This is a genomic window from Nocardiopsis sp. M1B1 (assembly GCF_052466615.1).
In genome coordinates this window covers 1660909-1687206 of record NZ_CP196194.1, presented here as the reverse complement: position 1 = coordinate 1687206, position 26298 = coordinate 1660909, and the positions used below count along the sequence as shown (strand labels likewise).

General features: G+C 74.0%; 20 protein-coding genes. 11 read left to right on the top strand and 9 right to left on the bottom strand.

Features of this window, described 5'->3' with window-relative positions; all coding sequences use genetic code 11:
* Window positions 1-203: 203 nt before the first annotated feature.
* The 5 genes from ACSTA4_RS07340 to ACSTA4_RS07320 all read left to right on the top strand — a co-directional run bounded on the left by ACSTA4_RS07340 (window position 204) and on the right by ACSTA4_RS07320 (window position 6447).
* Window positions 204-917, top strand: a complete 714-nt coding sequence (locus tag ACSTA4_RS07340; protein ID WP_444962917.1) for a metal-dependent hydrolase — start codon at window positions 204-206, stop codon at window positions 915-917.
* A 154-nt stretch (window positions 918-1071) separates the two neighbouring features.
* Window positions 1072-1731: an O-methyltransferase gene (locus tag ACSTA4_RS07335; protein WP_444962916.1), complete on the top strand. Its 660-nt coding sequence runs from the start codon at window positions 1072-1074 to the stop codon at window positions 1729-1731.
* A gap of 95 nt (window positions 1732-1826) precedes the next feature.
* Entirely contained in the window at window positions 1827-2984 is a 1158-nt protein-coding gene (locus tag ACSTA4_RS07330) for an exonuclease SbcCD subunit D (protein ID WP_444962915.1), read from the top strand.
* Window positions 2984-5971, top strand: coding sequence for an AAA family ATPase (locus ACSTA4_RS07325; protein WP_444962914.1), 2988 nt, complete (start codon window positions 2984-2986; stop codon window positions 5969-5971). The genes ACSTA4_RS07330 and ACSTA4_RS07325 overlap by 1 nt, the downstream gene beginning before the upstream one ends.
* Before the next feature lie 47 nt (window positions 5972-6018).
* Window positions 6019-6447, top strand: coding sequence for a hypothetical protein (locus ACSTA4_RS07320; RefSeq protein ID WP_444962913.1), 429 nt, complete (start codon window positions 6019-6021; stop codon window positions 6445-6447).
* 59 nt (window positions 6448-6506) lie between these two features.
* On the opposite strand, the gene ACSTA4_RS07315 is transcribed toward ACSTA4_RS07320, so the two are convergent.
* The 3 genes from ACSTA4_RS07315 to ACSTA4_RS07305 all read right to left on the bottom strand — a co-directional run bounded on the left by ACSTA4_RS07315 (window position 6507) and on the right by ACSTA4_RS07305 (window position 10230).
* A complete protein-coding gene (locus ACSTA4_RS07315) occupies window positions 6507-6635 on the bottom strand; it encodes a hypothetical protein (RefSeq protein WP_444962912.1) in 129 nt (42 codons plus the stop codon).
* 34 nt (window positions 6636-6669) lie between these two features.
* Window positions 6670-7842: an RNA-guided endonuclease InsQ/TnpB family protein gene (locus ACSTA4_RS07310; protein WP_444962911.1), complete on the bottom strand. Its 1173-nt coding sequence runs from the start codon at window positions 7840-7842 to the stop codon at window positions 6670-6672.
* A gap of 192 nt (window positions 7843-8034) precedes the next feature.
* Entirely contained in the window at window positions 8035-10230 is a 2196-nt protein-coding gene (locus tag ACSTA4_RS07305) for a cytochrome c oxidase assembly protein (protein ID WP_444962910.1), read from the bottom strand.
* Between the two features lie 401 nt (window positions 10231-10631).
* On the opposite strand from ACSTA4_RS07305, the gene ACSTA4_RS07300 reads away from it, so the two are divergent.
* The 4 genes from ACSTA4_RS07300 (at window position 10632) to ACSTA4_RS07285 (ending at window position 15435) form a co-directional block, all read left to right on the top strand.
* Window positions 10632-11849, top strand: coding sequence for an amidohydrolase family protein (locus ACSTA4_RS07300; protein ID WP_444962909.1), 1218 nt, complete (start codon window positions 10632-10634; stop codon window positions 11847-11849).
* A 359-nt stretch (window positions 11850-12208) separates the two neighbouring features.
* The gene (gene ald, locus ACSTA4_RS07295; protein WP_248773947.1) at window positions 12209-13330 is read left to right on the top strand and encodes an alanine dehydrogenase; all 1122 of its coding nucleotides are present in this window, start codon (window positions 12209-12211) and stop codon (window positions 13328-13330) included.
* A gap of 175 nt (window positions 13331-13505) precedes the next feature.
* Window positions 13506-14663, top strand: coding sequence for an enolase C-terminal domain-like protein (locus ACSTA4_RS07290; protein WP_444962908.1), 1158 nt, complete (start codon window positions 13506-13508; stop codon window positions 14661-14663).
* A gap of 316 nt (window positions 14664-14979) precedes the next feature.
* Window positions 14980-15435 carry a MaoC family dehydratase gene (locus ACSTA4_RS07285; RefSeq protein ID WP_444962907.1) on the top strand — a complete coding sequence of 152 codons (456 nt, stop codon included), beginning with the start codon at window positions 14980-14982 and terminating at the stop codon, window positions 15433-15435.
* Between the two features lie 91 nt (window positions 15436-15526).
* On the opposite strand, the gene ACSTA4_RS07280 is transcribed toward ACSTA4_RS07285, so the two are convergent.
* The 3 genes from ACSTA4_RS07280 to ACSTA4_RS07270 form a co-directional block, all read right to left on the bottom strand.
* Window positions 15527-17182, bottom strand: coding sequence for a glycosyltransferase (locus ACSTA4_RS07280; RefSeq protein ID WP_444962906.1), 1656 nt, complete (start codon window positions 17180-17182; stop codon window positions 15527-15529).
* The gene (locus ACSTA4_RS07275) at window positions 17179-19191 is read right to left on the bottom strand and encodes a glycosyltransferase (RefSeq protein WP_444962905.1); all 2013 of its coding nucleotides are present in this window, start codon (window positions 19189-19191) and stop codon (window positions 17179-17181) included. Before ACSTA4_RS07275 ends, ACSTA4_RS07280 begins: the two co-directional genes overlap by 4 nt.
* 236 nt (window positions 19192-19427) lie before the next feature.
* Window positions 19428-20474: a class I SAM-dependent methyltransferase gene (locus ACSTA4_RS07270; RefSeq protein ID WP_444962904.1), complete on the bottom strand. Its 1047-nt coding sequence runs from the start codon at window positions 20472-20474 to the stop codon at window positions 19428-19430.
* 778 nt (window positions 20475-21252) lie between these two features.
* On the opposite strand from ACSTA4_RS07270, the gene ACSTA4_RS07265 reads away from it, so the two are divergent.
* Window positions 21253-21867 carry a superoxide dismutase gene (locus ACSTA4_RS07265; RefSeq protein WP_444962903.1) on the top strand — a complete coding sequence of 205 codons (615 nt, stop codon included), beginning with the start codon at window positions 21253-21255 and terminating at the stop codon, window positions 21865-21867.
* Window positions 21868-22020: 153 nt separating this feature from the next.
* Here ACSTA4_RS07265 and ACSTA4_RS07260 read toward each other — a convergent pair whose 3' ends face one another.
* A complete protein-coding gene (locus tag ACSTA4_RS07260) occupies window positions 22021-23496 on the bottom strand; it encodes an aminotransferase-like domain-containing protein (protein ID WP_444962902.1) in 1476 nt (491 codons plus the stop codon).
* A 120-nt stretch (window positions 23497-23616) separates the two neighbouring features.
* Here ACSTA4_RS07260 and ACSTA4_RS07255 point away from each other — a divergent pair, with 120 nt between their 5' ends.
* Window positions 23617-24102: a DUF3291 domain-containing protein gene (locus ACSTA4_RS07255; RefSeq protein ID WP_444962901.1), complete on the top strand. Its 486-nt coding sequence runs from the start codon at window positions 23617-23619 to the stop codon at window positions 24100-24102.
* Here the strand turns inward: ACSTA4_RS07255 and bioD are convergent.
* Window positions 24068-24805: a dethiobiotin synthase gene (bioD, locus tag ACSTA4_RS07250; RefSeq protein ID WP_444962900.1), complete on the bottom strand. Its 738-nt coding sequence runs from the start codon at window positions 24803-24805 to the stop codon at window positions 24068-24070. The genes ACSTA4_RS07255 and bioD overlap by 35 nt on opposite strands.
* Complete coding sequence (locus tag ACSTA4_RS07245; protein WP_444962899.1) at window positions 24802-26154, bottom strand: adenosylmethionine--8-amino-7-oxononanoate transaminase; 1353 nt, start codon at window positions 26152-26154, stop codon at window positions 24802-24804. The genes bioD and ACSTA4_RS07245 overlap by 4 nt, the downstream gene beginning before the upstream one ends.
* Between the last annotated feature and the right edge of the window lie 144 nt (window positions 26155-26298).

Sequence of the window (26298 nt, the reverse complement as noted above, 5' to 3'; positions counted from 1 at the left end):
CGCCACCGGCACGCGGGGAACGCGGAAAGGCGCACAGCGGCCCCGTGTTCCCACGCAGAGGGGTCGCGGCCACACGGTGGGTGGCGAAGGGGCGCCGCCGGGAGGGCGGCGGGGAAGCGGGCCGTGTGCGCTGCGTGACCGGTGCGCCGTTGGCGGACACCCCGCGTTGGCAGTAAATGCCGTACTCCGCTACGGTTCCCGCCATGATGGGGCACTCGCACGCACTGAGCGGCGTGGTTGGCTGGATGGCGGTCGTTCCGCTGGTCCAGGGCAGGGAATTCCTCGGACTCAGCTTCCAGCTGGGTCCCGGTGAGATCATCGCCGGTTCCCTGGTCTGTGCCGGTGCGGCCCTGCTGCCCGATCTGGACCACAAGAGCGCCACGGTGACCAAGACCTACGGCAAGGTCACCGAGGTGCTGAGCGGCATGCTGGGCTTCCTGTTCGGCGGGCACCGGATGGGAACGCACTCGTTCTTCTTCGCGGTGCTCATGGGCGTGCTGGTGCAGCTGTTGGCGCTGTGGTCCGAGCTGGCCGTCCAGGTCTTCGTGTTCCTGCTGATCGGCATCGCCCTCCAGGGCCTGGGCTTCGGCCTGGACAAGAACAAGGTCGCGTCGGGGGTCATCAACGCGATGGCCACGGCGGGCATCACGCTGGCGCTGTTCACCTCCGGGGTGAACTACAGCTGGCTGGGCCTGGCGGTGGCCTTCGGCGTCATCCTGCACTTCTTCGGCGACATGATCACCAAGATGGGCGTGCCCATCTTCTGGCCCTTCTTCAAGAAGCGCTTCGGCCAGGGGAAGGGCTTCGTCACCGACGGCCCGGTCGAGCAGAAGTTCGTCACCCCCCTGCTGACCATCGGCGTCATCGTGGGGACCATCTACCTGTTCGACTGGCCCGCGCTGCTGCCCGAGTACTGACGGGGGCCGGGGGCGCTGGGGCGCCCCCGCACCGACGCCCCGGCCGCGCGCGGGGCCCCGCGACGCGCCCCGCCGCCGGGGCCGCGTCCGGTTCCCCTCCCCGCGACGGCCCGGCACCTGTCGGCCGCGCCCCGGCTGGCCTAGGCTGTCGGGCGTGACACGATCCACAGAGGGCCTCAGCCCCGAACTGCACGCCTACGTCGTCGAGCACAGCGAGCCCGTGGACGGGGTCCTTGCGGACCTGGCCGAGGAGACCGCGCGGCTGTTCCCGGACCACCGGGGCATGCAGATCGGCCCCGAGCAGGGCGCCTTCACCACGATGCTCACGCGGATCTGCGGCGCGCGGGAGGTGGTGGAGATCGGGACCTTCACCGGCTACTCGTCGATCTGCTTCGCACGCGGCCTCCCCGAGGACGGCCGCCTCCTGGCCCTGGACGTCAGCGAGGAGTGGACCTCCGTGGCCCGGAGGTACTGGGAGCGCGCCGGGGTCGCGGACCGCATCACCCTGAGGCTGGGCCCGGCCCTGGAGTCGCTGCGGGAGCTTCCCGAGGAGCCTCGGTTCGACCTGGCCTTCGTGGACGCCGACAAGGAGGGCTACGTCGGCTACTGGGAGGAGCTGGTCCCCCGCGTCCGGCCGGGCGGCCTGATCCTGGCCGACAACACCCTCTCCCACGGGCGGGTCGTGGACCGCGAGAACACCTCGGCGGCCGTCCGGGGGATCCGCGACTTCAACGACCGGCTGGTCTCCGACGAGCGCGTCACTCAGGTGCTGCTGCCCATCGGCGACGGCCTCACCCTCGCCCGCAAGCGCTGACGCACCCGAACACCGACGCGCCGCGGGGAGCGCCGAGCCCGGAGGCCGTCCACGGGACGGCCCTCGTCCCGCACGCGGAGCGTCGGGCTTCGGTAATGTCCAGTGCCATGCGCCTGCTGCACACCTCGGACTGGCACCTGGGCCGCTCCTTCCACCGGGAGAACCTCGTCGACGCCCAGGCGGCCTTCCTGGACCACCTCGTCGACACCATCCGCGAACACCGGGTCGACGTGGTGGTCGTCGCCGGCGACCTCTACGACCGCGCCCTGCCGTCGGTGGACGCGGTCCGGCTCTTCGACCGCGCCCTGGGCCGGATCCGCGAGACCGGGGCCCGGGCCGTCCTCATCAGCGGCAACCACGACTCCATGGCGCGGATGTCCTTCGCCACCGGCCTCATCGACGCCTCCGGCGTCCACCTGCGCAGCTCCCTGGACGGCGTGGGCACGCCCGTGGTCATCGAGGACGAGCACGGGCCCGTGGCCTTCTACGGCATCCCCTACCTGGAACCGGAGATCGCGCGCCACCACTGGGACCTGCCCGAGCGGGGGCACGCGGCGGCGCTCGGGCACGCCATGGACCTGGTGCGCGCCGACCTCGCCGAGCGGCCCGGCACCCGGTCGGTGGTCCTCTCGCACGCGTTCGTGACCGGCGGCGAGCCCTCCGACAGCGAACGCGACATCTCGGTGGGCGGCGCCTCGCACGTGCCGGTCCCGGTCTACGACGGGGTCGACTACGTGGCCCTGGGCCACCTGCACGGGCGCCAGACCATCACCCCGTCCGTGCGCTACTCGGGCAGCCCGCTGGCCTACTCCTTCTCCGAGGAGCACCACGTCAAGGGCTACTGGCTGGTGGACCTGGACGCCGACGGCCTCGCGGGCGCCGAGTTCGCCGCGGCGCCCGTCCCCCGCCCCCTGGCCCGTGTCCGCGGCCGGATCGAGGACCTGCTCACCCGTCCCGAGTGGGAGTCCCGCACCGGCCACTGGCTCCAGATCACCCTGACCGACCCGCGCCGCCCCGCCCACCCCATGGACCGGCTGCGCGAACGCTTCCCCCACGTCCTGGTCCTGGACTTCGCCCCCGAGGGCGGCGCCCCCGACACCCGCCCGATCGCCGCCTCCGTCGCCGACCGCAGCGAGCGCCAGGTGGTCGGCGACTTCGTGGAGTGGGCCCGCGGCACCCCCACCACCCCCGAGGAGGAGGCCCTCGTGAACACCGCCGTCGAGCAGGTCCGGCTCCAGGAGGGGACGCGCTGATGCGGCTGCACACCCTCACCGTCCAGGCGTTCGGCCCGTTCGCGGGCACCGAGAAGGTGGACTTCGACCGCCTCAGCGCGGGCGGGCTCTTCCTCATCCACGGCCCCACCGGCGCGGGCAAGACCACCGTGCTGGACGCGGTGTGCTTCGCCCTGTACGGCAACGTGCCGGGCGCCCGCGGCAAGGACCGCTCCCCCAAGAGCGACCACGCGCCGCCGGACGCCGAGCCCAGGGTGGTCCTGGAGTTCACGGTCCAGGGGCGGCGTATCTGGATCGAGCGCAAGCCGCGCTGGGACCGCCCCAAGAAGCGGGGCACCGGCACGGTGTCGCAGAACACCAAGGTCGTCGTCAAGGAGTTCACCGGCGGCAGGTGGGAGGGCGTCACCACCCGCCCCGACGAGGCGGGGCAGTTCGTCAGCGACCTGCTGGGCCTGACCCTCGCGCAGTTCTGCCAGACCGTCATGCTCCCCCAGGGCGACTTCGCCCGCTTCCTGCGCGCCAAGTCCGAGGAGCGCCGCGAGTCCCTGGAGCGCATCTTCAACACCCGGCTGTTCCGGGACGTGGAGACGTGGCTGGGAGCGCACGCCAAACGGCTCGAACACGAGGTCCGGACCGCCAACGACCAGGTGCGCGCGGTCGCGGACCGGATCGCCGAGGTCGGCGGGTCCCGGGCCCCCGAACCGCCCGAGGAGCTGTCGGCCTGGGCCGCGGAACTGGCCTGCGTCACCGCCGCGACCGCGCACGACGCCGGGCGGGTGGCCGGGGAGTTCACCGGGGCCCGCGAGGACGCCCAGCGCGCCCTGTCCGAGGGACGCGAGCTGCGCGCGCTCCAGGAGCGGCTGGCCGACGCCCGGGAACGCCGCGCCCGGCTGGCCGAGCACACCGCGTGGCGGTCCGCGATCGACGCCCAGCTCGGCGACGCCGAGCGCGCCGAGTCGGTGCTGCCCTTCCTTCGCGCCCGCGACAACCGCCGCACCGAGCTGGACAAGGCCGAGCTCGCCGTCGCCGACCACCTGGCGCTGGTGGGCGGGCTGCCGGGCTTCTCCGCGCGGCCCGGCGAGGTGGTGCCGCGCGAGGAGCTGGGCGCCGCCGAGCGGGAGCGCCGGGACGAGCTGGCCCGCCTGGACGCGCTGCGCGCGGACGCCGAGCGCAGCCGGTCCCTGGGCCGCTCCGTCACCGCGCTCACGGGGCGCCTGGACGAGATCGCCGCGCAGCTGGAGCGCCAGCGCGCGCTGGCCGCCTCCCTGCCGCCCCGGGTGGAGGCGCTCACCGCCGAGCTGCGGCGCCTGCACGACCAGGCCGGGCAGGAGGGGGCCGCCGAGACCGCCCTGGCCGCCGCCCGCAGGCGCCTCGACGCCGCCGCGGAGTACGAGCGCCTGGGCCGGGAACTGGCGCGGGCGCAGGAGCGCTACCGCGAGGCCGTGGACGGGGCCCAGGCCGCCCGCGACCGCGCCCTGGACCTGCGCGAGCGCCGCATCACCCACATGGCCGCCGAACTGGCGTCCGGCCTGGCCGACGGGGAACCGTGCGCGGTGTGCGGGTCGGTGGCGCACCCCTCCCCCGCCCGGCCCCGCGGCGAGGGCCTGGTCTCGGCCGAGGAGGAGCGGCGGGCCCAGGCGGCCGCCGACGCCGCGGCCTCGCGCCGCGCGGAGGCCGAGAACGACGTGGTGGCCCTGAGGGAGCGGCGCACCGCCGCGCGCGAGCGCGCCGAGGACGGCACCGCCGACACCGCCCGCGAGGAGGTGGAGGCGCACACCGCGGCGCTGGCGGAGGCCCGGGCCGCCGCCGGTGAGGCCCGGCGGGTGGAGGAGGAGCTGGAGCGCACCACCGGCGACCTGGAGCGCGCCCGCGCCCGCGAGGGCGAGCTGGCCAGGCAGGAGGTCCAGGCCGGGGCCGACCGGGACAACGCCGTCCGCGAGCACGGGCGGCTGACCGCGCTGCTGGACCGGGCGCGCGGGGACGACGCCGGGTTGGACGAGCGGATCGCCAGGCTGGGCGGTGAGGCCGACCTGCTGCGCGCCGCGGCCGAGGCCGCCGTCAACCGCGACCGCGCGGCCGACGAACTGCGCGCCGCCGCCGCCGAGGCCGAGCGGCAGCGTGCCGACGCCCGCTTCGCCGACGAGGCCGGGGTGTGGGAGGCCGCGCTGGACGAGGAGCGGCGCCGCGCGCTGCGCGAGCGCGCCCGCTCCTTCGACGACGCCCTGGCCGCCGTCGAGGCGTCGCTGGCGGACCCCGCGCTGACCGCGGCCGGGGAGCTGCCCGTCCCGGACCCGGAGGAGCTGGCCCGCGCCGCGCGGACCGCGTCGGAGGCCGCCGACCGCGCGGTGGCCTGGCGGAGCATGCTGGAGGAGCGGGCGCGTCGGCTCGCCTCCCTGCGCGGGGAGCTGGGCCTGCGGCTGCGGGACTGCGAACCGGCGCTGCGCCGCTACGCGGTGGCCGAGGGGCTGCGCGGCCTGACCGCCGGGACCTCCTCCGACAACGCCGACAACGTGCGCCTGTCGGCGTACGTGCTGGCGGCCCGCCTGGAGCAGGTGGTGGCCGCCGCCAACGACCGCCTGGTGACGATGTCGGACGGCCGGTACGAGCTGCGGTACACGGTGGACAAGGCCGCCGGGGACGGGCGTGCGCGTTCGGCCGGCGGCCTGGGCATGCGGGTGGTCGACGCCTGGACGGGCGTGGAGCGCGACCCGGCCACGCTCTCGGGCGGGGAGACGTTCTTCAGTTCGCTGGCGCTGGCCCTGGGCCTGGGCGACGTGGCCAGCGCCGAGGCGGGCGGCGCCGACATCGACACCCTGTTCGTGGACGAGGGGTTCGGCACACTGGACGAGGACACCCTGGAGGAGGTGCTGGACGTCTTGGACCGCCTGCGGGACGGCGGCCGTGCGGTGGGCGTGGTGAGCCACGTCGCCGACCTGCGGCAGAGGGTGTCCACCCGGCTGAGGGTGGTCAAGACCGCGGCGGGCTCGCGGGTGGAGCACACCGGCTGAGCGCGCACGTCCACCCCGGATCCGGGCACCCGGGGTTCGGTGCGACAATGGCGAGCGTGAGTTCGCTGGTCAACATCGCCGTGTTCGGAGTCGTGGGCGCCATCCTGATGGCGGCCCTGCTCGGTCTGCTCCTCGTCGTCTCCGGGAGTTCGCGCGGGGCGTCGCCCCGGTCGCGGGCGGCGTTCGGCATCGCCTCCGTGGTGGTGCTGATCGCGCTGCCGACGCTGGCCGCGGCCAACACGCTGGCCGCCGGGTCCGGTTTCTGGTCGGGGTTCGCCGCGGCCGCCTGCGTCGCGGCCGTCGTGTGCGCCGTGAACGTGGTCATGCTGCCGGTGGTGGCGCGCCGCCAGTCCTCGGGGGGCGGCGGGTCCGTGGTCTCCACGCTGCGGCCGTCCCTGCCGATGCTGGCCGCGGCCCTGCTGATCTGCCTGGTCCTGGGGCTGGTGGGGGCCTCCGTGGCCGCCCTGGTCGTCTGACCCCGCGCTCGCGCGTCCGCGCGCCCTGTGGCCCCGCCCCCCCTGCCCGGGTCCACCCGTCAGGCCGCTCCCTCCCGCGCCCGCACCAGCGGGATGGCCTCGGCCAGGGCGTCGCGGTAGGGCGCCTGGGTGACCACGTAGGTCAGCTTCTCGGCCGTGAAGGGCCGAGCTTGCGGGTAGGCGCCCAACTGGCTGCCAGATCGACCTCCCGCGTCCAGACGATTACTGGGAACCGTCAGAGGCGGATGACTGCCGCCCCGCGTTCCACGCCTCCTGGCCCCTGCGGGCTAGGACACGGGAAGCGTTACGGTCGGCGTGTGCAACGACACCGCACGACCGGCAGGTAAAGGAAGCCTGACAGATCCGGTTGTGCCGGTGGGTGTAGGAACACTCAGCGCACTCCCGGGAGGAGTACGCCGGGTTCACCAACACCACCGGCACACCGGCCCGTTTGGCCTTGTAGATGAGGAAGCTCCCCAGCTGTTGGAACGACCAGCTGTGCAGCGCGGCCCGTTGGGGTTTTCTCTGCCGTACCCTCTGCCGGATGCCCTTCAAATCTTCCAGGGCGATCCCGCGCGAGGTGCGTTCGGCCTCGGCCACGATGCGCTTCGATATGACATGGTTGGCGTCCCGAGAGCGGCGGGACTCCTTGCGACGCTGACGTTTGAGTAGACGTTTGGCGCTCCTGGTGCCCTTCTTCTGGAGTTTGGCGCGCAGCTGGCGTTGCCGTCTGCGGTACCGGTTGAGCTTGCGCCCGGCCATCATCTGGCCATCGCTGGTGGTGGCGACGTTGACGATGCCGAGATCCACTCCGAGGAAGCCGTCGGGCTCATGCTCGGGGGCGTCGGGCACAGCGACCACCACCAGAAGAAACCAAGCCCCGTCACGGTGCACCAGGTCGCATTCGCCCCGTTTGTGCTCGGCCAGCACCTTCATCTGGTCGGGCGAGCAGGCGAAGGGCACGTCCTTCATCCGGCCCTGGACGGTCCACAGCGAGATCGTGTGGGCATCCAGGGCGAAGGACAGGTTGCGTGCGTCGTAGGGTTGGGCGGCCTCGGGGCGAAAGACGACTGGTGTGGACTCGATGCGCTGGCGCCGCTCGGAGCCCTTGGGTCCGTAGTTTGCGGCCTTGAGGTTGGCGTGGAACGTGGTGTAGGCGTCAGCGACCTTCTTGATGGTCAACTGGGCGGCCTGTGAGCCGATTCTGGCTTCGCGCAGGCGGGTGTAGGTGAGCTTGCGCAAGGGGTAGAGGCGGTGGATGCCCTGCTCGTGGGCCGCCCGTGAGACATGGTTGGCATGGTCGTTGAGCGCGTGCAGGGTCTGCTCCAGCACCGCCGCCTGTTCGGGCGAGGGCGTGAGCTTGAGCTGCACGGTGATCGTCGACACGCCCACCATCCTGTACCGGGTCGGTCATGGAGCGCAGCCGAAAACATATGAAGGTGGGTGATGTGCGTCACTGGAGACTGGGTGTGCTCTGGACGACGATTCCTCCCGGGCCGGGCCTGAATGCCTGGGGGGTCGGCGCGCTCCGGCCGGGCCCGCGACGACGGCGGGGGCGCACCGGCCGGTGCGCCCCCGCGTGTCGGTTCAGCCGCCCTTGCTCGCGGCGGGGTCGGGATCGTCTTCCCCGGACCCGGCCGCCGGTGCGCTGCGCGCCTCCGGCTCACCGCCGGTGCGCGGCGGCGCCTCCGTGACCGCGGTGGCCCCGGCCGGGGCCCCGCCCCGCGAGCGGCGTTCGAGCTCGGCCAGGTAGGCGTTGTAGGCGTCCATGTCGGCGTCGTCGGAGCCGCCCCGGCGGCTGTGGCGCTCCCGGCGGCGCTCCTGCTTCTCGTCGTCGCGCGACCACTGCCGCACCAGCGCGATCATGACCAGCGCGGTGGGGATCTCGCCCAGCGCCCAGGCGACGCCGCCGCCCGCGTACTGGTCGGCGGCCTGGTCCTCCAGCCACGGGATGTCGAACTGGCCGTAGTAGTCCATCGCCAGGGGCTCGGACTGCATCATGATCGTGATGCCGAAGAAGGCGTGGAACCCCATCACCACCAGCAGCAGCAGGATGCGCAGCAGGAAGGGCACCTTCCTCGGCGCCGGGTCCACGCCCACGATGATCCAGTAGAAGAGGAAGCCCACCAGCAGGAAGTGCACGCCCATGAGCAGGTGGCCCAGGTGGTCGTTCATCAGCGTGCCGAACAGCGGCGTGAAGTACAGCGCGTAGGGGCCGAACACGAACAGCGGGGCCGCGATCGCCGGGTGCGTGACCAGCTTGGAGAAACGGCTGTTCAGGAACAGGTTGAGCCACTCGCGCGGCCCCCGGTCCCCGCGCCGCGCGGCGGGCTTGAGCGCCCGCAGGGCCAGGGTGATCGGCGCGCCCAGCACCAGCAGGATCGGGGTGAGCATCGACAGCACCATGTGCTGGATCATGTGCGTCGAGAACAGCACCATGGAGTAGGTCGCGAACCCGGTGAGCTGCGTGACCACGATCGTGAGCAGCCCGGCCGCGAAGGCCACCGTCCGCCCCACGGGCCAGGAGTCGCCCCGGCGCACCAGCCGGGTCACGGCGCCCGCGTACAGCCCGCCCGCGACGACCACGATCATGATGAAGAACAGGTCGGGGCGCCACAGGGTGAGCAGGGTCTGGGCGGTCATGGGCGGCGGGACGGGGAAGCCGAGGATCGCGGCGGCCGGGTCCACGGTGCCCTCCAGCGGCGGGGGCGGCGCGGTGCGCCCCAGGCCGACGGACACGCCGATGACGGTGGCCATGATGAGCACCTCGGCCAGCGCCGCCCGCAGGAACAGCGGGCGCCGGAAGGCCTCGCCCGCCGGTCCCGTCGGTGCGCCCTCCAGACGCTTGAAGACGAACTCGCGGTGCATGTAGCCGAACGCGCCCAGGACCCCGAACAGGATGATCTTGACCAGGATGATCAGGCCGTACTCGGTGGCGACCAGGTCCCCGATCGAGTACAGGCGGGCCAGCGCGCTGGCCGCGCCGCTGACGGCCACGCCCACGTAGGCCCACAGGGCCAGGCGGCTGAAGCGGTTGGCGGCCACCGACGGGTCCTGGGCGTCGCGGCGCAGCGCGTGGTAGGTCAGCGCGGCCACGCCGCCCACCCACACGCTGATGGAGATCACGTGCAGGGCCAGCCCGGTCACGGCCAGCTCGTGCGAGCCGGAGGAGGCCGAGTGGCCGGTCAGCGCGGGCGGCGTGGTGGCGGCCAGGGCCAGGACGAGCAGCCACAGGCCGCCGGTGGCGGTGGTGGCCGTGCGGCCGAACAGGGCGATGCCGGTCGTGAGCAGGACGACGAACATCAGCGCGATGCCGCCCGATACCGACCCGGCGTAGGCCGTGACCTCGTCGACGCTGATCTGGCCGACCTTGCGGGCCAGGAACTCCGCGGCCTGGAAGTACAGGGTGAACACGGCGGCGAGGGCCCAGACCAGGCCCGCCCAGCTCGCCGCGCGCACGTAGGAGGTCGCCTGCGGGGAGAGCCTGCCTTTGTGGGAGGGCAGCAGGACGGCGGCGAGCAGCAGCAGGCCGATCGCCACGACCGCGGAGGCGTCCATGGTGACCTTGGCCAGCGGCAGGCCCCAGCGGACCGCCTCACCCGCGTCGGGCAGCCCCGGGATGACCTCGGGGAAGGCGGCTCCGCCCAGGACCAGGGTCAGGCTCAGGCCGGTCAGGCACAGGGCGGCGGCCGCGGCGGCGAAGAGGGGCGCCCGTCCCGTGCCCGGGGCGTCGTCATGGTGTTCCTTGAGGGGGGACTTCTGGTTCTGTGCGGGAGGAGCCACGCGCCACTCCGTCGTCGGTCTCGTTGCAACTGGCTGGTCAGCGCCCTTGGCCGTGTGACCGCCTCGCCGCTGTCCGGGACTTTTCCGGCAGGGGCCGCGCACGGAGGAACACCTCGACCAAGGTTAGTCCGTCTACTACACAGTGTCGGACTTGGGCGTCCCCGTACACCCCCGCGGGCGGATCCGAGGCGCCCGCGAAGCGCGCGGAGCGGCCTCCGGGGCGGCGGCTCCGGGGCCGGGATGTCGGATTCCCCCCTGCGGCGGGGCTCCTCGCGATACGCTCGTATCCGGTCGAGACGACGGTTTCCCCGCCTTCGGCGTCCGGCCTCCCCTCCCGTGCCGCGGTCGCCCGCGGCGCCTCTCAGCACATCCTCCAGCGAGCGCAGCGAAGGGGACGGCGGATGGCCGTGTACGACAATGTGGTCAGGTCCACGCGCGTGGTCCTCCCCGAGGGGGTCCGGCCCGCCTCGGTCGGGGTGCGCGACGGGCGGATCGAGGCCGTGGGCGCCCACGGCGCGCGCATGCCCGCCCACGTGACGACCGACCTCGGCGCCGTGGCCCTGCTGCCCGGCGCTGTGGACGTGGGCACCGGCGCGCACGTGCCCGGGCAGGACCTGGCCGAGTCCTACCGCCGGACGGGGACGGCCGCCCTGCGCGGCGGTGTGACCTGCGTGGTGGCGTCCCCGGCCCCGGCACGGCCCGCCCTGACCTACGCGGACGCCCTCGCCGCGCACCAGCGCGCGGCGGCCCTGTCCCCCGTGCCGGTGCTGTTCCTGGGCGGGGTGGCCCCGGGCACCGGCCCGCTGGACCTGGCCGACCTCCAGGCCGCCGGGGCGGTGGCCTTCCACTGCTCGCTGTCGGACGGTGGCGCCCCGGACATCGCGGCGCTCAACGACGCCCAGCTGCGCAAGGCGATGGCCGAACTCGCGGCGCTGGACAGCGTGCTGCTGGTGCACGCCGAGGACGCGGCCGAGCTGGGGACCCCGCCGACGGCGGCGGAGCACCGGCCGCCCCGGGCGGAGCGGCGCGGGCTGGAGCGGGTGATCGCGGCGGCCCGCGCGGTGGGGACGCGCACGCACGTGGGATCGTTCACCGCGGCCGAGTGCGCGGCGCTGCTGGCGACGGCGGGGACCGTGGGGGTGGCGCTGACCGCGCACACCTGCCCGCACTACCTGTGCCTGCCCTCGGAGTCGCTGGCGCCGGAGTCGCCCGCGCACGCCTGTCGGCCGCCGCTGCGCTCGGACGCCAACCGCAAGGCGCTGTGGAACGCGCTGCTGGCGCGGGACTCGGCGATCACCACGGTGGGGTCGGGGCACCTGCCCGCCCACGGCCTGTACACGCTGGAGTGGAGCCTGTCGGCGCTGTGGACGGCGGCGCACCGGCGCGGCCGTGGGCTGGCCGACCTCGCACGGTGGACGGCGCGGGCCCCGGCGGAACTGCTGGGGCTGGTGGGCAAGGGCCGGATCGCGGCGGGGTTCGACGCCGACCTGGTCGCCTTCGACCCCGGCGCGCGGGTGGCGGTCCCCGCGGCGGACCCCAGCCCCTACGCGGGCCGGGAGCTGACCGGCCGGGTGCGCCGGGTGTGGATCTCGGGCCGCCCGGCGGGCGGCGTCCGCTAGGCGGTGTTTTTTGGGACCTCCGCTCCGCTTCGTCCCACCCGTCGCCCGCCACCACCCTCAGCGGACACCTGCGGCGCGGTCCTTCTTGTGTTCGGGCGCCCGAAGCACGGGAACCTTCGGTGCCTACGGCGGGCGGTGGGCGCGCCCGGACCGGAAGCGCCCGGGGCGGCGGTTTCCAGCGCTTCGGGCCCCGGGGGATTGAGCCCGCGCGTCACGGGCAGGTACCCGTGTCCCAGACCACACACCGGGCTTACACCCTGTCAACAAGATCGTCGACAGCGATGCATGTTGGCGATGGCGCCAGGGCACCCCCGCAGTTCACAGTGGGGGTATCACCGGAGACGGCCGTAGGAGGAACCGTGCGCATCGGCGTGCCCCGCGAGATCAAGAACCACGAGTACCGGGTGGCCATCACCCCCGCCGGTGTCCACGAACTGGTCCGACGAGGCCACGAGGTGGTCGTCGAGCGCGACGCGGGCCTGGGCTCCTCCATCTCCAACGCCGAGTACGAGGCGGCGGGCGCGCGCGTCCTGGACTCCCCCGACGAGGTGTGGGACGCCGGTGAGCTGGTCCTGAAGGTCAAGGAGCCGGTCGCGGCCGAGTACCACCGCATGCGGGAGGGGCAGACCCTCTTCACCTACCTGCACCTGGCCGCCTCGCGCGAGTGCACCGACGCCCTGCTGGACCGGCGGGTGACCGGCATCGCCTACGAGACCGTGCAGTTGCCGGACGGCTCCCTGCCGCTGCTGGCCCCGATGTCGGAGGTCGCGGGCCGCCTGGCCCCTCAGATGGGCGCGGTGACCCTCCAGCGGCCCAGCGGCGGGCGCGGTGTGCTGATGGGCGGGGTGCCGGGTGTGCGCCCGGCGCGCGTGACCGTGATCGGCGCGGGCGTCTCCGGCCTGAACGCGACGCAGATCGCGGTGGGCATGGGCGCGGAGGTGACCGTGCTGGACCTGAACGTGAACAAGCTGCGGCACGTGGACTCCCTCTACCGGGGCCGGGTCAAGACGGTGGTGTCCAACGCCTTCGAGCTGGAGCTGTCGGTACTGGAGTCGGACATGGTGATCGGCGCGGTGCTGGTGCCGGGGGCCAAGGCGCCCAAGCTGGTGACCAACGAGCTGGTGTCGCGGATGCGGCCGGGCGCGGTGCTGGTGGACATCGCGATCGACCAGGGCGGGTGCTTCGAGGACTCGCGCCCCACCACGCACGCCGACCCCACCTTCCACGTGCACGACACGGTGTTCTACTGCGTGGCGAACATGCCGGGCGCGGTGCCCAACACCTCCACGCACGCCCTCACCAAGGACACCCTGCGCTACACGGTGGCGCTGGCGGAGAAGGGCTGGCGGCGCGCCATGAACGAGGACGAGGCGCTGGCCGGGGGCCTGAACACCTTCGACGGCGACGTGGTCTCCGCCCCGGTCGCCGAGGCACACGGGCTCAAGCACCGCCCGCTGGACGAGGTGCTGGTCCAGGGCTAGGTCCCCGAACGCGGGCGGCACGCGCCCGGGGTCCGCGCCGCCCGGCCGCACGGGTGGCGCGGACCGCACCGTTCGGGGTGGTCGCGCAGGTCGGCCGGGGGTACGGTCGAGGGGAAAGCCCGCGCGTCCGGCTCTGCGGCCGGTCGCGGGAGGACGAGTACCGAGGTGGGACAGCGTGGCACACACCGGCTCGGCGACCGCGACCCGGATCGTCGAACTAGAGCTGATCCGGCTGCGACCCCCGGCCGGCGGCCGGGGCCCCGGCGCCGACGGCCCCGTCCTGGTCCGGGTGGCCGACGGTGACGGCGTGAGCGGCTGGGGAGAGCTGCCGGAGGCCAGCGCGGCCCAGTGGGACGCCCTGACCCGCGCCTTCGCCCCCGCCCTGCTCGGCCACTCCTGGCGGCGTCCGACCGAGGCGGGCGAGGCCTGGGCCGACCTGCCCTGGGACCCGGCCGTGGCCGGGGCCCTGGACGCCGCGTGCTGGGACCTGTGGAGCCGTCAGCGCGACACCCCGCTCTCGCACGCCCTGGGCGGGGAGCGCACCGCGCTCACCGCAGGAGTGACGCTGACCCGCCAGGCGGCCGTGGAGTCGGTGGTCACGGAGGTGAACCGCCAGGTGGGGGCGGGCTTCCGGCGGATCCGGCTGGAGATCGCGCCGGGCTGGGACGCGGACGTGGTGCGCGCGGTGCAGTCGAGCTTTCCGTTCCTGGTCCTCCAGGCGGACGCGGGCTGCCGCTACACCGAGTCCCCCGCCGATCTGGACGCGCTGCGCGTCCTGGACGGGCTCGGCCTGCTGGCGGTCGAGGACCCCTTCGCACCGGACGACCTCGCGGCGCACGCCCGGCTGTCCACCCAGATGCGCACGCCGGTGGCGCTGGGCCGATCCCTGGAGTCGGTGGACGACCTCACCGAGGCGATCCGGGCCGAGGCGGGCGGCGCGGTGAACGTGGACCCGGCCCGTATGGGCGGCCTCACGGCGGCCCGCCGCGCGGTGGACCGAGCCGTGGACGCGGGCTGGCGGGTGTGGTGCGGTTCTTCGGCGGCGACGGGGGTCGGCCGCGCCGCGACGGTCGCGCTGGCCTCGCTGTCGGGGGCCTCGCTGCCCGTGGAGATGCCCGGTGCCGGGAGCCGTGGCCGCGACCTGGTGCTCCCGCCCGTGCGCGCGCACGACGGGGTGGTGCCGGTCCCGCTGACCGAGAGCGGTCTGGGGCACACGGTGGACCGCGCGGCGGTGGCCGAGCGCACCGCCCGGGCCCTGGTCGTGGACGCCGACGGCCCGCGCGAGGCCCGCGTGGAGCGCGGACGCGCCAACGGCGCCCGACGGCGGCACTGACCGGCGGCCCCTAAGCAACCGCAGCAACCGCAGCAACCGCAGCAACCGCAGCAACCGCAGCAACCGCAGCAACCGCAGCAACCGCAGCAACCGCAGCAACCGCAGCAACCGCAGCAACCGCAGCAACCGCAGCAACCGCAGCAACCGCAGCAACCGCAGCAACCGCAGCAACCGCAGCAACCGCAGCAACCGCAGCAACCGCAGCAGAACTCCGCCGCGCCCGACCGGGTTCCCTCCTCCCCTAACCGAACAGCGTTAGGTAGAGTTGCGGCACCGTCCGGCCCCCGTTTCCGGACCCGACGACCGTGGAGGCGCGGTGCGCGTATTCGCCGACATCCAAGAGGTGCTCGCATCCCAGGGCGAGCACCTGGGCCACACCGACTGGGTGACCATCGACCAGGACCGGATCTCCCTGTTCGCCGACGCGACGCAGGACCACCAGTGGATCCACACCGAACCGGAGAGGGCGGCCGCGGGCCCCTTCGGGGGCACCATCGCGCACGGGTTCCTCACCCTGTCGATGCTGGCCCACTTCTCCCAGTCGGTGATCTCGGTGACGAAGAAACCGAGCATGTCGATCAACTACGGGCTCAACAAGGTGCGCTTCCTCCAGCCGGTCGTGTCCGGCTCGCGCATCCGCGACGGCGTCGAGCTCAGCTCGGTCCAGGAGACCCCCAAGGGCTACCTGGTCACCACGACCCACACCGTGGAGATCGAGGACCGGGAGCGGCCCGCCCTGGTGGCCGAGTCGCTCGGCCTCTGGGTGCCCTGAGGCCCTCCGCTCCCGGGAATGCCGCGGGGCGGCCCGGGCGCGCGGGCGCGGCCCCGGCCGGGCGGTCTTCCCGCCGACCGGGGCCGCGTGCTCAGCGCGCCAGCTTGCGCAGCGCCCTGCGGGTGAGCCCCGGGGTGAACCAGCGCAGCTTGCGCTCGGCGCGCCTGGCCCGCGCGCGCATGCGCTCCACCTCGGCGAGCGCGTGGTCGAGCTTGCGCCGCAGCACCTCGGGGTTCTCGGGCTTGCTTCGCTCGCCCTCCTCCGGGAACACGAAGTCCGTCCCGGGGACCCAGTGGGTGCCGTAGACCTCCTCCACCCGGCGGTCCAGCTCCTCGGAGCCCGCCTCGGGCCACAGGTGGCGGGCCCTGGCGTAGGCGGCGATCCGCTCCAGGCGCATGACGCCGTCACCGCGCGTGGCGCCGGGCACCGGCGAGCACAGCAGCCCGGCCTTGTTCTTGTTGGCCATGTCGACCAGCTCGACGACCGCCCGTTCCCTCAGCGCCGGACCGGCGGGCACGCGCAGCTGGAAGTTGACGAGCGGGTCGTGGCCCGGCGCCTCCTCCACCAGGCGCACCCGGGGGTCGCCCCGGAAGGTCTCCCGGATCAGCCGCAGGTCGAGCCGCTCCTCGTCCAGCGGGGAGCGCCGCCCCTCGTCCAGCACGTCCCATGGACCGACCAGCCACAACCGGATGTCGGGGGTGGTGCCGGACAGCAGCGCGGACGCGGTGGTGTCCACGTCCTCCAGGGTGGCGCCGTCCACGTCCATCACCACGTCGACCAGCGGGACCTCCCACTGCCGGTCGGGGCGCTTGCGCCGCAGGTGGAAGTCGGGCACCCGGTTGGCCACGAAGGGGGCGCGGTAGCGGGTGCCCGCGTCGCGGCGGGTCTGCATCTGGGTGCGGCCCAGGTGCCAGCTGCTGGTGTCCAGGTCGGGGACGAACAGGGCGCCCTGCTGGGAGACCCGGTAGGCGAACTCGCTGTCGCCGCCCAGGACCAGCTCACCGTTCAGGCCGCCCGCGGCGTCGAACAGGGTGCGGTGCAGGGAGCCGGTGGCGCCGATGAACACCTTGTAGGCCAGGCGGTCGGCGGTCCGCAGCTTGTCCTTGCCGTCGATGGTCTGCTCCACCCAGTGCGGGTCGGCGCTCTCGCGGTCGAACAGCTGGGAGGCGCGCCCCTCGCTCACCTCGGCGGCCACGTACTCGGCGGTCATGGCCTTCGGGTCGAAGTCCACGAACATCTTGTGGCCCAGGGCGACCCCGTAGTCGACCAGGTGGTGCCAGCGCATCTGCGACTCGACGTGGTCTCGGTAGACCAGCATGTCCGCGTCCAGGCGCAGGACCACCTGGCCGGAGGAGACGGCCACGCCGCTGTTGACGGCGTGCGCCGAACCCCAGCCGCCGGGGGCCGAGGTGATCAGCCGGGTGTTCTCCGGGCGCACCGGTGAGAGCTTGAGGGGTTCGGGCGAGCCGTCGTCCACCACGATCACCTCCATCAGGTGCGCGGGGTAGCTCTGCGCGGACAGGGAGGCCAGGACCAGTTCGAGCTTGTCCTGGTGCCCGTGGGCGGGGATGACCACCGACACCGACAGGGTCGGGGTCCACTCTCCGATCGCGGGCGGCTGGAGCACGGAGTAGTCGTTGCGCCGCGCGCGGGGCTGGTCGCGGTAGTCGGTCTGCGCGCGGGGCAGGAGCGGCGCGGTCGCGCGGCCGCCGGAGACCGGTTCCGGAGTCGTGTCAAGCGTGGTCAACGGATCTCCCCCGTGTACTCGGTGGCGGGCTGGCCGAGGGGCGAGGGCTCGCCCTCCACGATGGCGCTCGGACGCCAGCCGAACCACTGCTGGGTGTGGTTGTGCAGGAAGAAGGCCATGTCCTCGGACCAGGTGTGCCCGCCGCCGGTGCGGCGGAGCACGTATCCGAGTCCATGGGCGCGGTAGATGCGGCCGCCGCCCCGGATGACGGCGAGGAGCAGCTGGGTGTCGATGGCGCGGGGCAGCGGCCGGAAGCCGCCGATCTCCTCCATCACCACGCGGTCGGTGAGGATCGTGCCCCCGGCGATGAACCGGGTGGCCGCCTCCGACCTGCGGTTGCGCCAGACGGTCAGGTCCACCTCCTGGAGGTAGATGAAGTCCTGTCCGGTGCCCACGAGCTCGGCGCCGGAGTAGGTCCGCGCCAGCAGCAGGTCGGCCAGGTGGTCGGGGCCGTACCAGTCGTCGTCGTCCCACTTGGAGATCAGGTCTCCGGAGGCGCGGTCGACGGAGTCGTTGAGCACCGAGCCGAAGATCTGGCCCGCGTCGGCCTCGTGCAGGACCAGCGGCAGCCCCGTCTCCCGGAACGCGTCGATCGCCGCGCGCACCTCGGGCAGGTCCGCGGTGAACCCGTGGAGGGTGAGGACCACCTCCAGTTCCACGTCGCGCTGCCGGGCGATCTGGGCGAGCGCGAACCCGACCATCTCGGGGCGGCGCGTGCACAGGATCACCGAGATCCGGGGCTCCCGGGGCAGGGGGATCCCGGCCTGCGCCCCCAGGGCCCGCCAGCGGGAGCGCTGGCCGTGGGCGCGCAGGGCCGTGCGGCGCAGGCGGACGCTGTACTCCTCGCGGCGCAGCTGATCGCGCAGGTCCTCGTCGCGGGCTCCGGTGATCAGGTCCGTGAGCGGTCCGCCCAGGCCCGACGCCCAGGCGGGCACCTCGCCGCTGATCAGGGGCACCCCGCCGGCGGCCAGGGAGGCGACCGCGCGCACGGCGGCGCTGGGTCCGGTGTGCCCGGACCAGTCCACCCTGACCCCGCGCAGGTGGCGCAGGCGCGCCAGGTCGACGTCGGTGACCGTGCCGTCGGCGGCGACGGTGACCAGGTCCTTGCCGCCCTCCCTGACCACGGCGTGGGGGCCGTGGACGGTCAGGTCGGCCAGGTTGCCGTCCTTGACCCTGGTGAACCCGGTGGGGTTGACGGTGAGCTCGTCCACGGGCGCGACCGCGTGCGCGGCGTCCGGCACCGCCCCCTGGGCCCGCACGTGCCCGTCCGGCCCGGCGATCCGGGCCCAGGAGTCGGCGGCGGTGGTGGCGCGGTCCAGGACGGGGACGACCGGGTCGGTCCACTCGGGCCGCTCGACGTCGTCGGACACGCGCAGCGCCAGGTCCCCCACGGGGGTCACCCGGCGCAGCGGGACGGGCCCCTGGGCCTCCACGCCCCGCACTCCGGTGTCGCCCGGCCGCCACAGGGCGGCCTCGGGCCCGTTGAGGACGGCCAGCGGCGCGGTGGCCGGTCCCCGGCGCCGTCCCCGGGTGCCGTGCACGACGGCGTCGACCACCTGGACGGTGTCCATCCCGTTGGGGAAGAACAGCTCGCACAGCCAGCCGTTCCTGTTGACGCGGCGGACCCGCACCTCCTGGAGTTCGCGCCACTGGCCCATGCCCGGGGAGGCCGGGATCGGGGGCTCCTGGTGGCCGGACGTGGCGACCATGGCGACCACGATGTGCACGGCTCTGGGCAGGTGCGTGGAGACGGTGAGGGCGCGGTGCAGGTCGGTGGTCGTGGCGGCCACGACCGCGACCAGTCCCACCTCGGGCTCCTCGTCCCGCATCCAGGCGCGCGGAAGCTCCAGGGGCTGTCCCAGGGGGTGGGCGTCCAGGTCCACCAGGATGTCGTCGGGGCGTAGCGGCAGCTCGGCCAGGACGGAGCGGGTGTCGGCACCCGCGTGGCAGAGCACGGCGGCCTCGGTGCCACGGGCGCGCAGTGCCTGCCGCAGGGCGGTGGTAATCATCGGGTGACCTCGGGTGTGTCGGTCGGGGCTCGGCGGGGAGCCCGTCAGGCGGTGCGTGGGAACGCGGCGTTCGCTAGGTCGTGTTCCTTGGATCATTTCGGGCTCGCGACCACCGGACTTCCTCTCGCTGCGCCGGTTTCGCTTGAAAAGCCAACCAGGCTGACCTGCGCGAACCGTCTTGCGAGAGATTGCCCGGACGGCCGCTCGCTGATCCGAAAGCCTCCACGGAACACTCCCTAGACGCCCTTGCGGCTGAAGACGTGGGCGCCCTTCTCTGCGGCCTCCTCGACGCGCTGGAGTTCGGGGTGCTCGGCCAGCCAGCGGTCCCCGATGGCGCGTTCGTCCACGCGCGCGGCGTCGTCCAGGACGATGACGGCCTCCTCGGTGCAGCGCGGCAGCAGGACGGGCAGCGCGGGGTAGCGGGCCTGCAGGCCGGTGGCCTGGGGCGGGCCGTCGACGAACGCGAGGCCGATGCCCTCCAGGTCGGCGAAGACCGAGGTGTCGTACCAGCGGTCGGCGGTGGGCCGCTCCTCGCCCTCGACGGTGACCGTCGTGTTGGGGGTCTGGACCAGCGGGGCGTGCCGGATCTCGACGATGTCGTCGAGCCCGTGCGCGGCCACGAGTTCGCGGCTGAGCTCGGCGTAGCGGGCGTCGTGCTCGACGGCGACGAGTCTGCCGGTGCCCGCACGGCGCAGGGCGTAGCCGATCCAGACGCTGGAGGCGCCGCTGCCGCACTCCACGACCAGCTCGGGGCGCAGCCGGTCGATCTGGCGCACCAGGATGCGGAGCACGTCGGGGGAGGCGGCCCAGCCGCGCAGGGGCGGCATGAACGCGGCGGTGTCGAGGTGCTCGCGCAGCTCGGTCCAGGCGACCTGCTGCTCGTAGTCGTCGCGGCCCCGCGCGGTGACCACGTTCCTGATCTCGCGGCTGACCTTGGGAAGCGTGTGGTCCTGGAGGTGGGCGAGGCGTTCGCGGACGCCGTCCATGGCCAGGGTCGCCTCCAGACGGTCCCGTCCCAGCGTCTCGGCGACGCTGCGGCTGTGGGCCTCCATCGAGGTGGACACGCTCCTGGAGAGGGCGCCCACCCTGCGGTACAGGAGCAGCGTGCCCAGCCCGAGCACGCCCACGGCACCTGCGAGCAGGCCGAGGAAGGTGAGGGTGAGCACGTCCGTCCAGCCGATCAGGCCGGCGATCCCCAGGGCGGTAGGCACGCAGAGCACAGCGGCGCCGACCACCGCGCCGGTGACCAGGAGTGGACGGAGACGGCTGCGAAGCGACCGCATGGGCGGATACCTCCACGGGAGTTTCGACACGGTTCCGCCGGGCGCGGGCCGCGGGGGGGACGAGAGGGGAAGGGCTGGTTTCCCGGCACTGAACTGCCGCTTCGCCCGGTGTTTCGGGGAGGACGGCAATCCGCTCAGACGCTTTCGACCTTAGCCCTTCGAGGAAATAACGGACGCCCCCGAAGGGGAATCGAAACCTGGATTACGCGCAATTCGCCTTCCGTTCACCCGCGCATCACGTGCTTCTCATTTGCACGCATCCGGAGTTTTCCCGGGGCGTCGGCGACCCCGTCCCGCGACCCGCTGGCCTCCCGTGGGACCTCCCGCGCGGGGGCGCCGGGGCCCGGACGCGGGCGGCCGTGTGCCGTTCGGAGCACCACGGCCAATTCTTCCTCCTCCCACCTGCGAATTCAACGCGGTGGCGGCGGACACCGGCGGGTGTTTTCCGCGAAGTCCGCGCGCCCGCCTCCGCATCCCCGGCGATTTCACCGCGAAAGCGAGGATTGGGATCGGCCGTGCCGGGCAGTGCGGGGAGGAGGCGGCGGTGGGACCTCGGCCTCGCGGGCCGTCCGTGCGGGGTCCGCTCCCACAGGGGGCGGCGGCCGCGGGCACGGGGCCGGACGCTCCGGACCGGGGCCGACGGCCTCGGTTTATTCCCGCACCGGAGTGTAAAGAGCCTGACATCGGGTGAGCCGCCGCCCGACTGATAGCTTGCTGCCTAGGCGATCCCATCGCTGGTGAACACGACGAACCGCGTCATTGGAAAGGTGCGTCAGAGATGTCTGCGCCGTACTCGCTTCCCGAACTGCCCTACGACTACGCGGCCCTGGAGCCGTGGATCTCCGGTCAGATCATGGAGCTGCACCACGACAAGCACCACGCGACCTACGTCGCCGGTGCCAACACGGCTCTGGAGAAGATGGCGGAGGCCCGGGAGACCGGCGACTTCGGCACCATCCCGATGCTGGAGAAGAACCTGGCCTTCAACCTGGGCGGCCACGTCAACCACTCCATCTTCTGGAAGAACCTGTCCCCCGAGGGCGGTGACAAGCCCGAGGGCGAGCTGGGCGCGGCCATCGACGACCAGTTCGGCTCCTTCGACGCCTTCCGCTCGCACTTCACCGCCGTGGCCACCACCATCCAGGGCTCGGGCTGGGCGATCCTGGCCTGGGACGCGCTGGGTCAGCGCCTGGTCATCGAGCAGCTCTACGACCAGCAGGGCAACACCGCCCTCAGCTCCGTTCCGCTGCTGATGCTGGACATGTGGGAGCACGCCTTCTACCTCCAGTACAAGAACGTGAAGGCCGAGTACGCCAAGGCCTTCTGGAACGTGGTCAACTGGGCCGACGTCCAGGAGCGCTTCACCAACGCCCGCGGGGTCAAGATCGGCTAGGCCCGGTCCCCCGTCCGGTTCGTCGCCGGACACGGCGGAGGGCGGCACCACCCACCGGTGATGCCGCCCTCGCGCGTGTACGGGGCCGCTTCTCCCGGGCCCCCGGCCTGCGCCGGGCCCCGCCCCCGGGCCTCCGCCCCGGGCCCCGGCGGGTCAGACCACGAGGCGGACCGGGTCGGCCTCCACCGGCCCGTGCCGGTCGAGTTCGCGCCAGGCCCGCGCCAGCCGCCAGACCAGCTCCTCTCGGGTGGGGGCGTCGTAGGCGAAGGGCAGCCGGAACCACTCGGCGTGGCGCTCCCCTCCGGACGCCGACATCACCGAGCCCGGGACCAGCTCCACGTCGTGGCAGAGCGCGACCTGCACGTAGGCGCGGGCCTCCACACCGGGCAGGCGCACCCACAGCGCCGCCCCGCCGTCGGGGCGCCGCCACTCCCAGGAGGGCAGGGCCCCGCGCAGCAGCTCCTCCATGTGGTCGAGGGCCTCGCGCATCAGCGCGGAGCGCTGCCGGGACAGCTCGTCGTAGCGCTCCAGGAGGCGCACGGTCACCGCCTGGTCGAGCAGGGGGCTGGCCAGGTCGGCGAGGACCTTGCGGCGGCTCAGGCGCAGGGCCATCTCGGCGGGCGCGCGCAGCCAGCCCAGCCGGAGCCCGGCCCAGCCGACCTTGGACAGCGACTCCACCGTGATGACCTCGGCCCCGCGCGGGGCGAACGCGGCCAGCGGCGGGGGCTCGTCGGGGGCGCGCAGGCCGGTGTAGGCGTGGTCCTCCAGCACCGGCACGCCGTGGCGGGCGGACAACTCGCCCAGCTCGCGGCGGCGCGCCGCGGACATCATCGTGCCGGTGGGGTTGTGGTACGAGGGCATCGTGTAGACGAGGTGGGGCGCGTGCTCGGCCACGGCGCGGCGCACGCCGTTGGCGTCCAGTCCCTGTTCGTCCAGTGGCACGGGCAGGAAGCGGGCGCCCCGGTCGCCCATCAGGTCCAGGCAGCCCGCGAAGCTGGGGTCCTCCACCACGACGGGCGAGCCGTTGCGCAGGTAGAGCTGGGCGACCAGGTTGACGGCCTGGTGGGCGCCGGTGGTGACGACGATCTGGTCGGCGGTGGTGGGCAGGCCCCGGGCGGTGTAGTGGTCGGCGACGGCCCGGCGCAGCGCGGGCAGACCGCTGGGGTGGTAGCTGCCCTCGGCCATGAGCGCGGGCAGGTCCTCGGCCACGACCCGGCGGATGGCCTCCTCCACGCCGGGGAGCGCGGGGGTGGACAGGCAGGCGGCCGAGATGAGCCCCTCCTCGTGCTGGAAGAGGTTGCGGTACATGGGGTTGCCCGTGCCGTTGGCGGTCCAGCCGTCCGAGCGCACGGGCGCGACCCGGCTGCTGACGCGGGTGCCGCTGCCCTGCCTGCTGTCGAGGATGCCGTCCGCGCGCAGGGCGTCGTAGGCGGAGACCACGGTGGTGCGGCTGACCCGGAGGCCGGCGGCGAGGGCGCGTTCGGAGGGCAGGCGCTCGCCGGGGGTGAGGCTGCCCTGGTCGACCAGCCGGCGCAGGGTGTCGGCGAGGCGCCGGTAGAGGGGCCCGCCTCCCCGGGGCCAGGCGCCGAGGAGGTCGGCGAGTTCGGCGGAACTCCGGGAAGAGTCCATTTTCCCCTCCATTGGCTCTGTGGGGAGTGGCCCCCGGATTCCATACTGGCATCACCGGAGGGGATACCACCAGAGCCGAAGTGGTCCCCGCACAAGCAGTCCAATTCCTCGGGAGCGGTCATGCACTTCCTCGCCCAGCGCCGACACGACACCGTCCGCCGCACGCCCCGACGCCGCCCGGAACGCCCCGGGGAGCACGGTCCCGCGCTCCGCACCGGCCGTCCGGTGCTGGTGGAGGCGCGCGTCCTGCGGGGCGACCGCCGCCGCCTCGGCGCGTTCGCCGCCGCCCTGCGCGAACGGGCCCGCCGGGACCCCGGCCACCTGGAGGAGGTCCACTTCCTCGACGAGGGGGACCGCGTCCGCCTCGTCTCGCTGTGGCGCTCCCCCGGCGACCTGCGGTCCTTCGTGGAGGCGGCGCACCGGGACGTGCTGGCCTTCCGCGCGGCCGTCGGCTCCTTCCCGGAGGTGGAGCGCACGCTGTGGTGGTCGGCCGCCGGAACCCCGGTGTCGCCGGGGGAGGCCGGGGAGCGCGCGGCGTGGCTACGCGCGCACGGTCCGGGGGCGCGGGCGTTCACCCTGTCCTCGCCGGTGCCCCCTCCGACCTGATCCCCGACCCGGCGCCGACCCGCCAGACCCCGCCCAGGCGGGGCGCCAGGGAGCGGCGGGCCACGTCCGCGAACGCGCGCGGGTCCAGCGCCCCGCTGCCCCGCGGCACGGCTCCCGCCAGGGGCCCCGCCCCCATGGCGGACAGGTCGGTGAGGTTGCAGCGCATGGCCAGGTCCGGGCGGTCCGGCCAGGACCCCACCACCACCCCGGCCGGGGCCAGGCCGCGGGTGCGCAGCGCCTCGGCGGTCAGCGCGGTGGCGTTCAGGGTGCCCAGGTCGGGTCGGGCCACCACCAGGACCGGCGCGGACAGCAGCACGGCGACGTCGGCCAGGGTCTGCCCCTCAGCGTTGAGGCGCACCAGCAGCCCGCCCGCCCCCTCGACCAGCACCAGGTCGTGCGTGCCCGCCAGGCGCCACACGGCCTCGGCCACCGCCTCGGCCCGCACGGGTTCGGCCCCGCAGCGGGCGGCGGCCGTGGCGGGGGCCAGCGGCTCGGGGTAGCGGACCAGTTCCGCCGTCGTCACGCCCGGGACCAGTGCGGCCACGGTGTCGGCGTCGCCGGGTTCGCCGGGCCCCACCCCGGTCTGGGCCGGTTTGAGCACGGCCACCCGCCGTCCCGCCGCGACCGCCAGCGCGGCCACCGCCGCGGTGACCACCGTCTTGCCGACCCCGGTGCAGGTCCCCGTCACCACCAGGACGCTCATCGGCGCTCCTCCCCCAGGCAGGCCCGCACCGCGGCGGCCATCCCGTCGGCGACGGTGGCCACCTCCTCCGAGGTGCACACGTAGGGCGGCATCGCGTACACGTGCTCGCGGAAGGGCCGCAGCCACACCCCCGCCTCCACCGCCGCCCGCGTGGCCTCGGCCATGCGCACCGGCGCGTCCAGCTCCACCACCCCGATCGCGCCGAGCACCCGCACCTCGCGCACGCCCGGCAGCCCCTCCAGCGGGGCCAGTCCCTCGCGCAGGCCGGTCCCGATCCGCGCCACGTCGCCCCTCCAGTCCCCGCCGGTCAACAGGTCCACCGAGGCCAGCGCGGTCGCGCAGGCCAGCGGGTTGCCCATGAACGTGGGCCCGTGGGCGAGCACCGGCACCTCGCCCCCGGCGATGCCGCGGGCCACCCGTGCGGTGCACAGCGTCGCGGCGAGGGTCAGGTAGCCGCCGGTCAGCGCCTTGCCCAGGCACATGACGTCGGGGGCGACGCCGGCGTGGTCGGCGGCGAAGAACTCGCCGGTGCGGCCGAAGCCGGTGGCGATCTCGTCGAAGACCAGCAGCAGCCCGTACTCGTCGGCGATCCGCCGCAGCTCCCGCAGGTAGCCCGGGTGGTGGAAGCGCATGCCGCCCGCGCCCTGCACCACGGGTTCGACGATGACCGCGGCCAGCTCGTCGGCGTGCTCGGCCGCCAGGCGCTCGAAGGCGGCCACGTAGCCGGGGTCGGGTTCGGCGTCGAACCCGGAGGGCGGCGCGGGGGCGTGCACCTGGGCGGGCAGCACGTCGCCCCACAGGGAGTGCATGCCGCCGTCGGGGTCGCACACGCTCATCGCGTGGAAGGTGTCGCCGTGGTAGCCGCCCCGCCAGGTGAGGAAGCGACGCCGCCCGGGCCTGCCGGTGGAGCGGTGGTACTGCATGCACATCTTCATGGCGACCTCCACCGCCACGGAGCCCGAGTCGGCGAGGAAGACGTGCTCCAGCGGCTGCGGGGTGACCGCCACCAGGGCCTCGGCCAGGTCCGCGGCGGGCCCGTGGGTGAGCCCGCCGAACATGACGTGGCTGAACGCGTCGGCCTGCCGCCGCACCGCGGCGTCGAGCACCGGGTGGCGGTAGCCGTGCACCGCCGACCACCAGGACGACATCGCGTCCACCACGCGCCGCTCGCCCTCCTCGGACCACAGGGTCAGCGTCGCCCCCTCGGCACCGGTGACCACGTACGGCCGCTCCGCGGCGGGAACGGTGGTGTAGGGGTGCCACAGATGGGCGGTGTCCGCGGCGCGGATCCGGGCGGAGCGGTCCGCGGGCGCCAGGTCCGCGGAAGCCGCGGGGGACGTCGGGGTCATGGGGCTCCATTGTTCACCCCACGCCCGTGCGCGCCCCCGTGCGGTCCCACCAGGAATCCGGGCGGATCTTTGTGGGCTTCGGTGAATGACGCGCACGTGCGCGGGACGGCAGAGTCGTAGACGCCTCCCTGGCACGAAGGACCG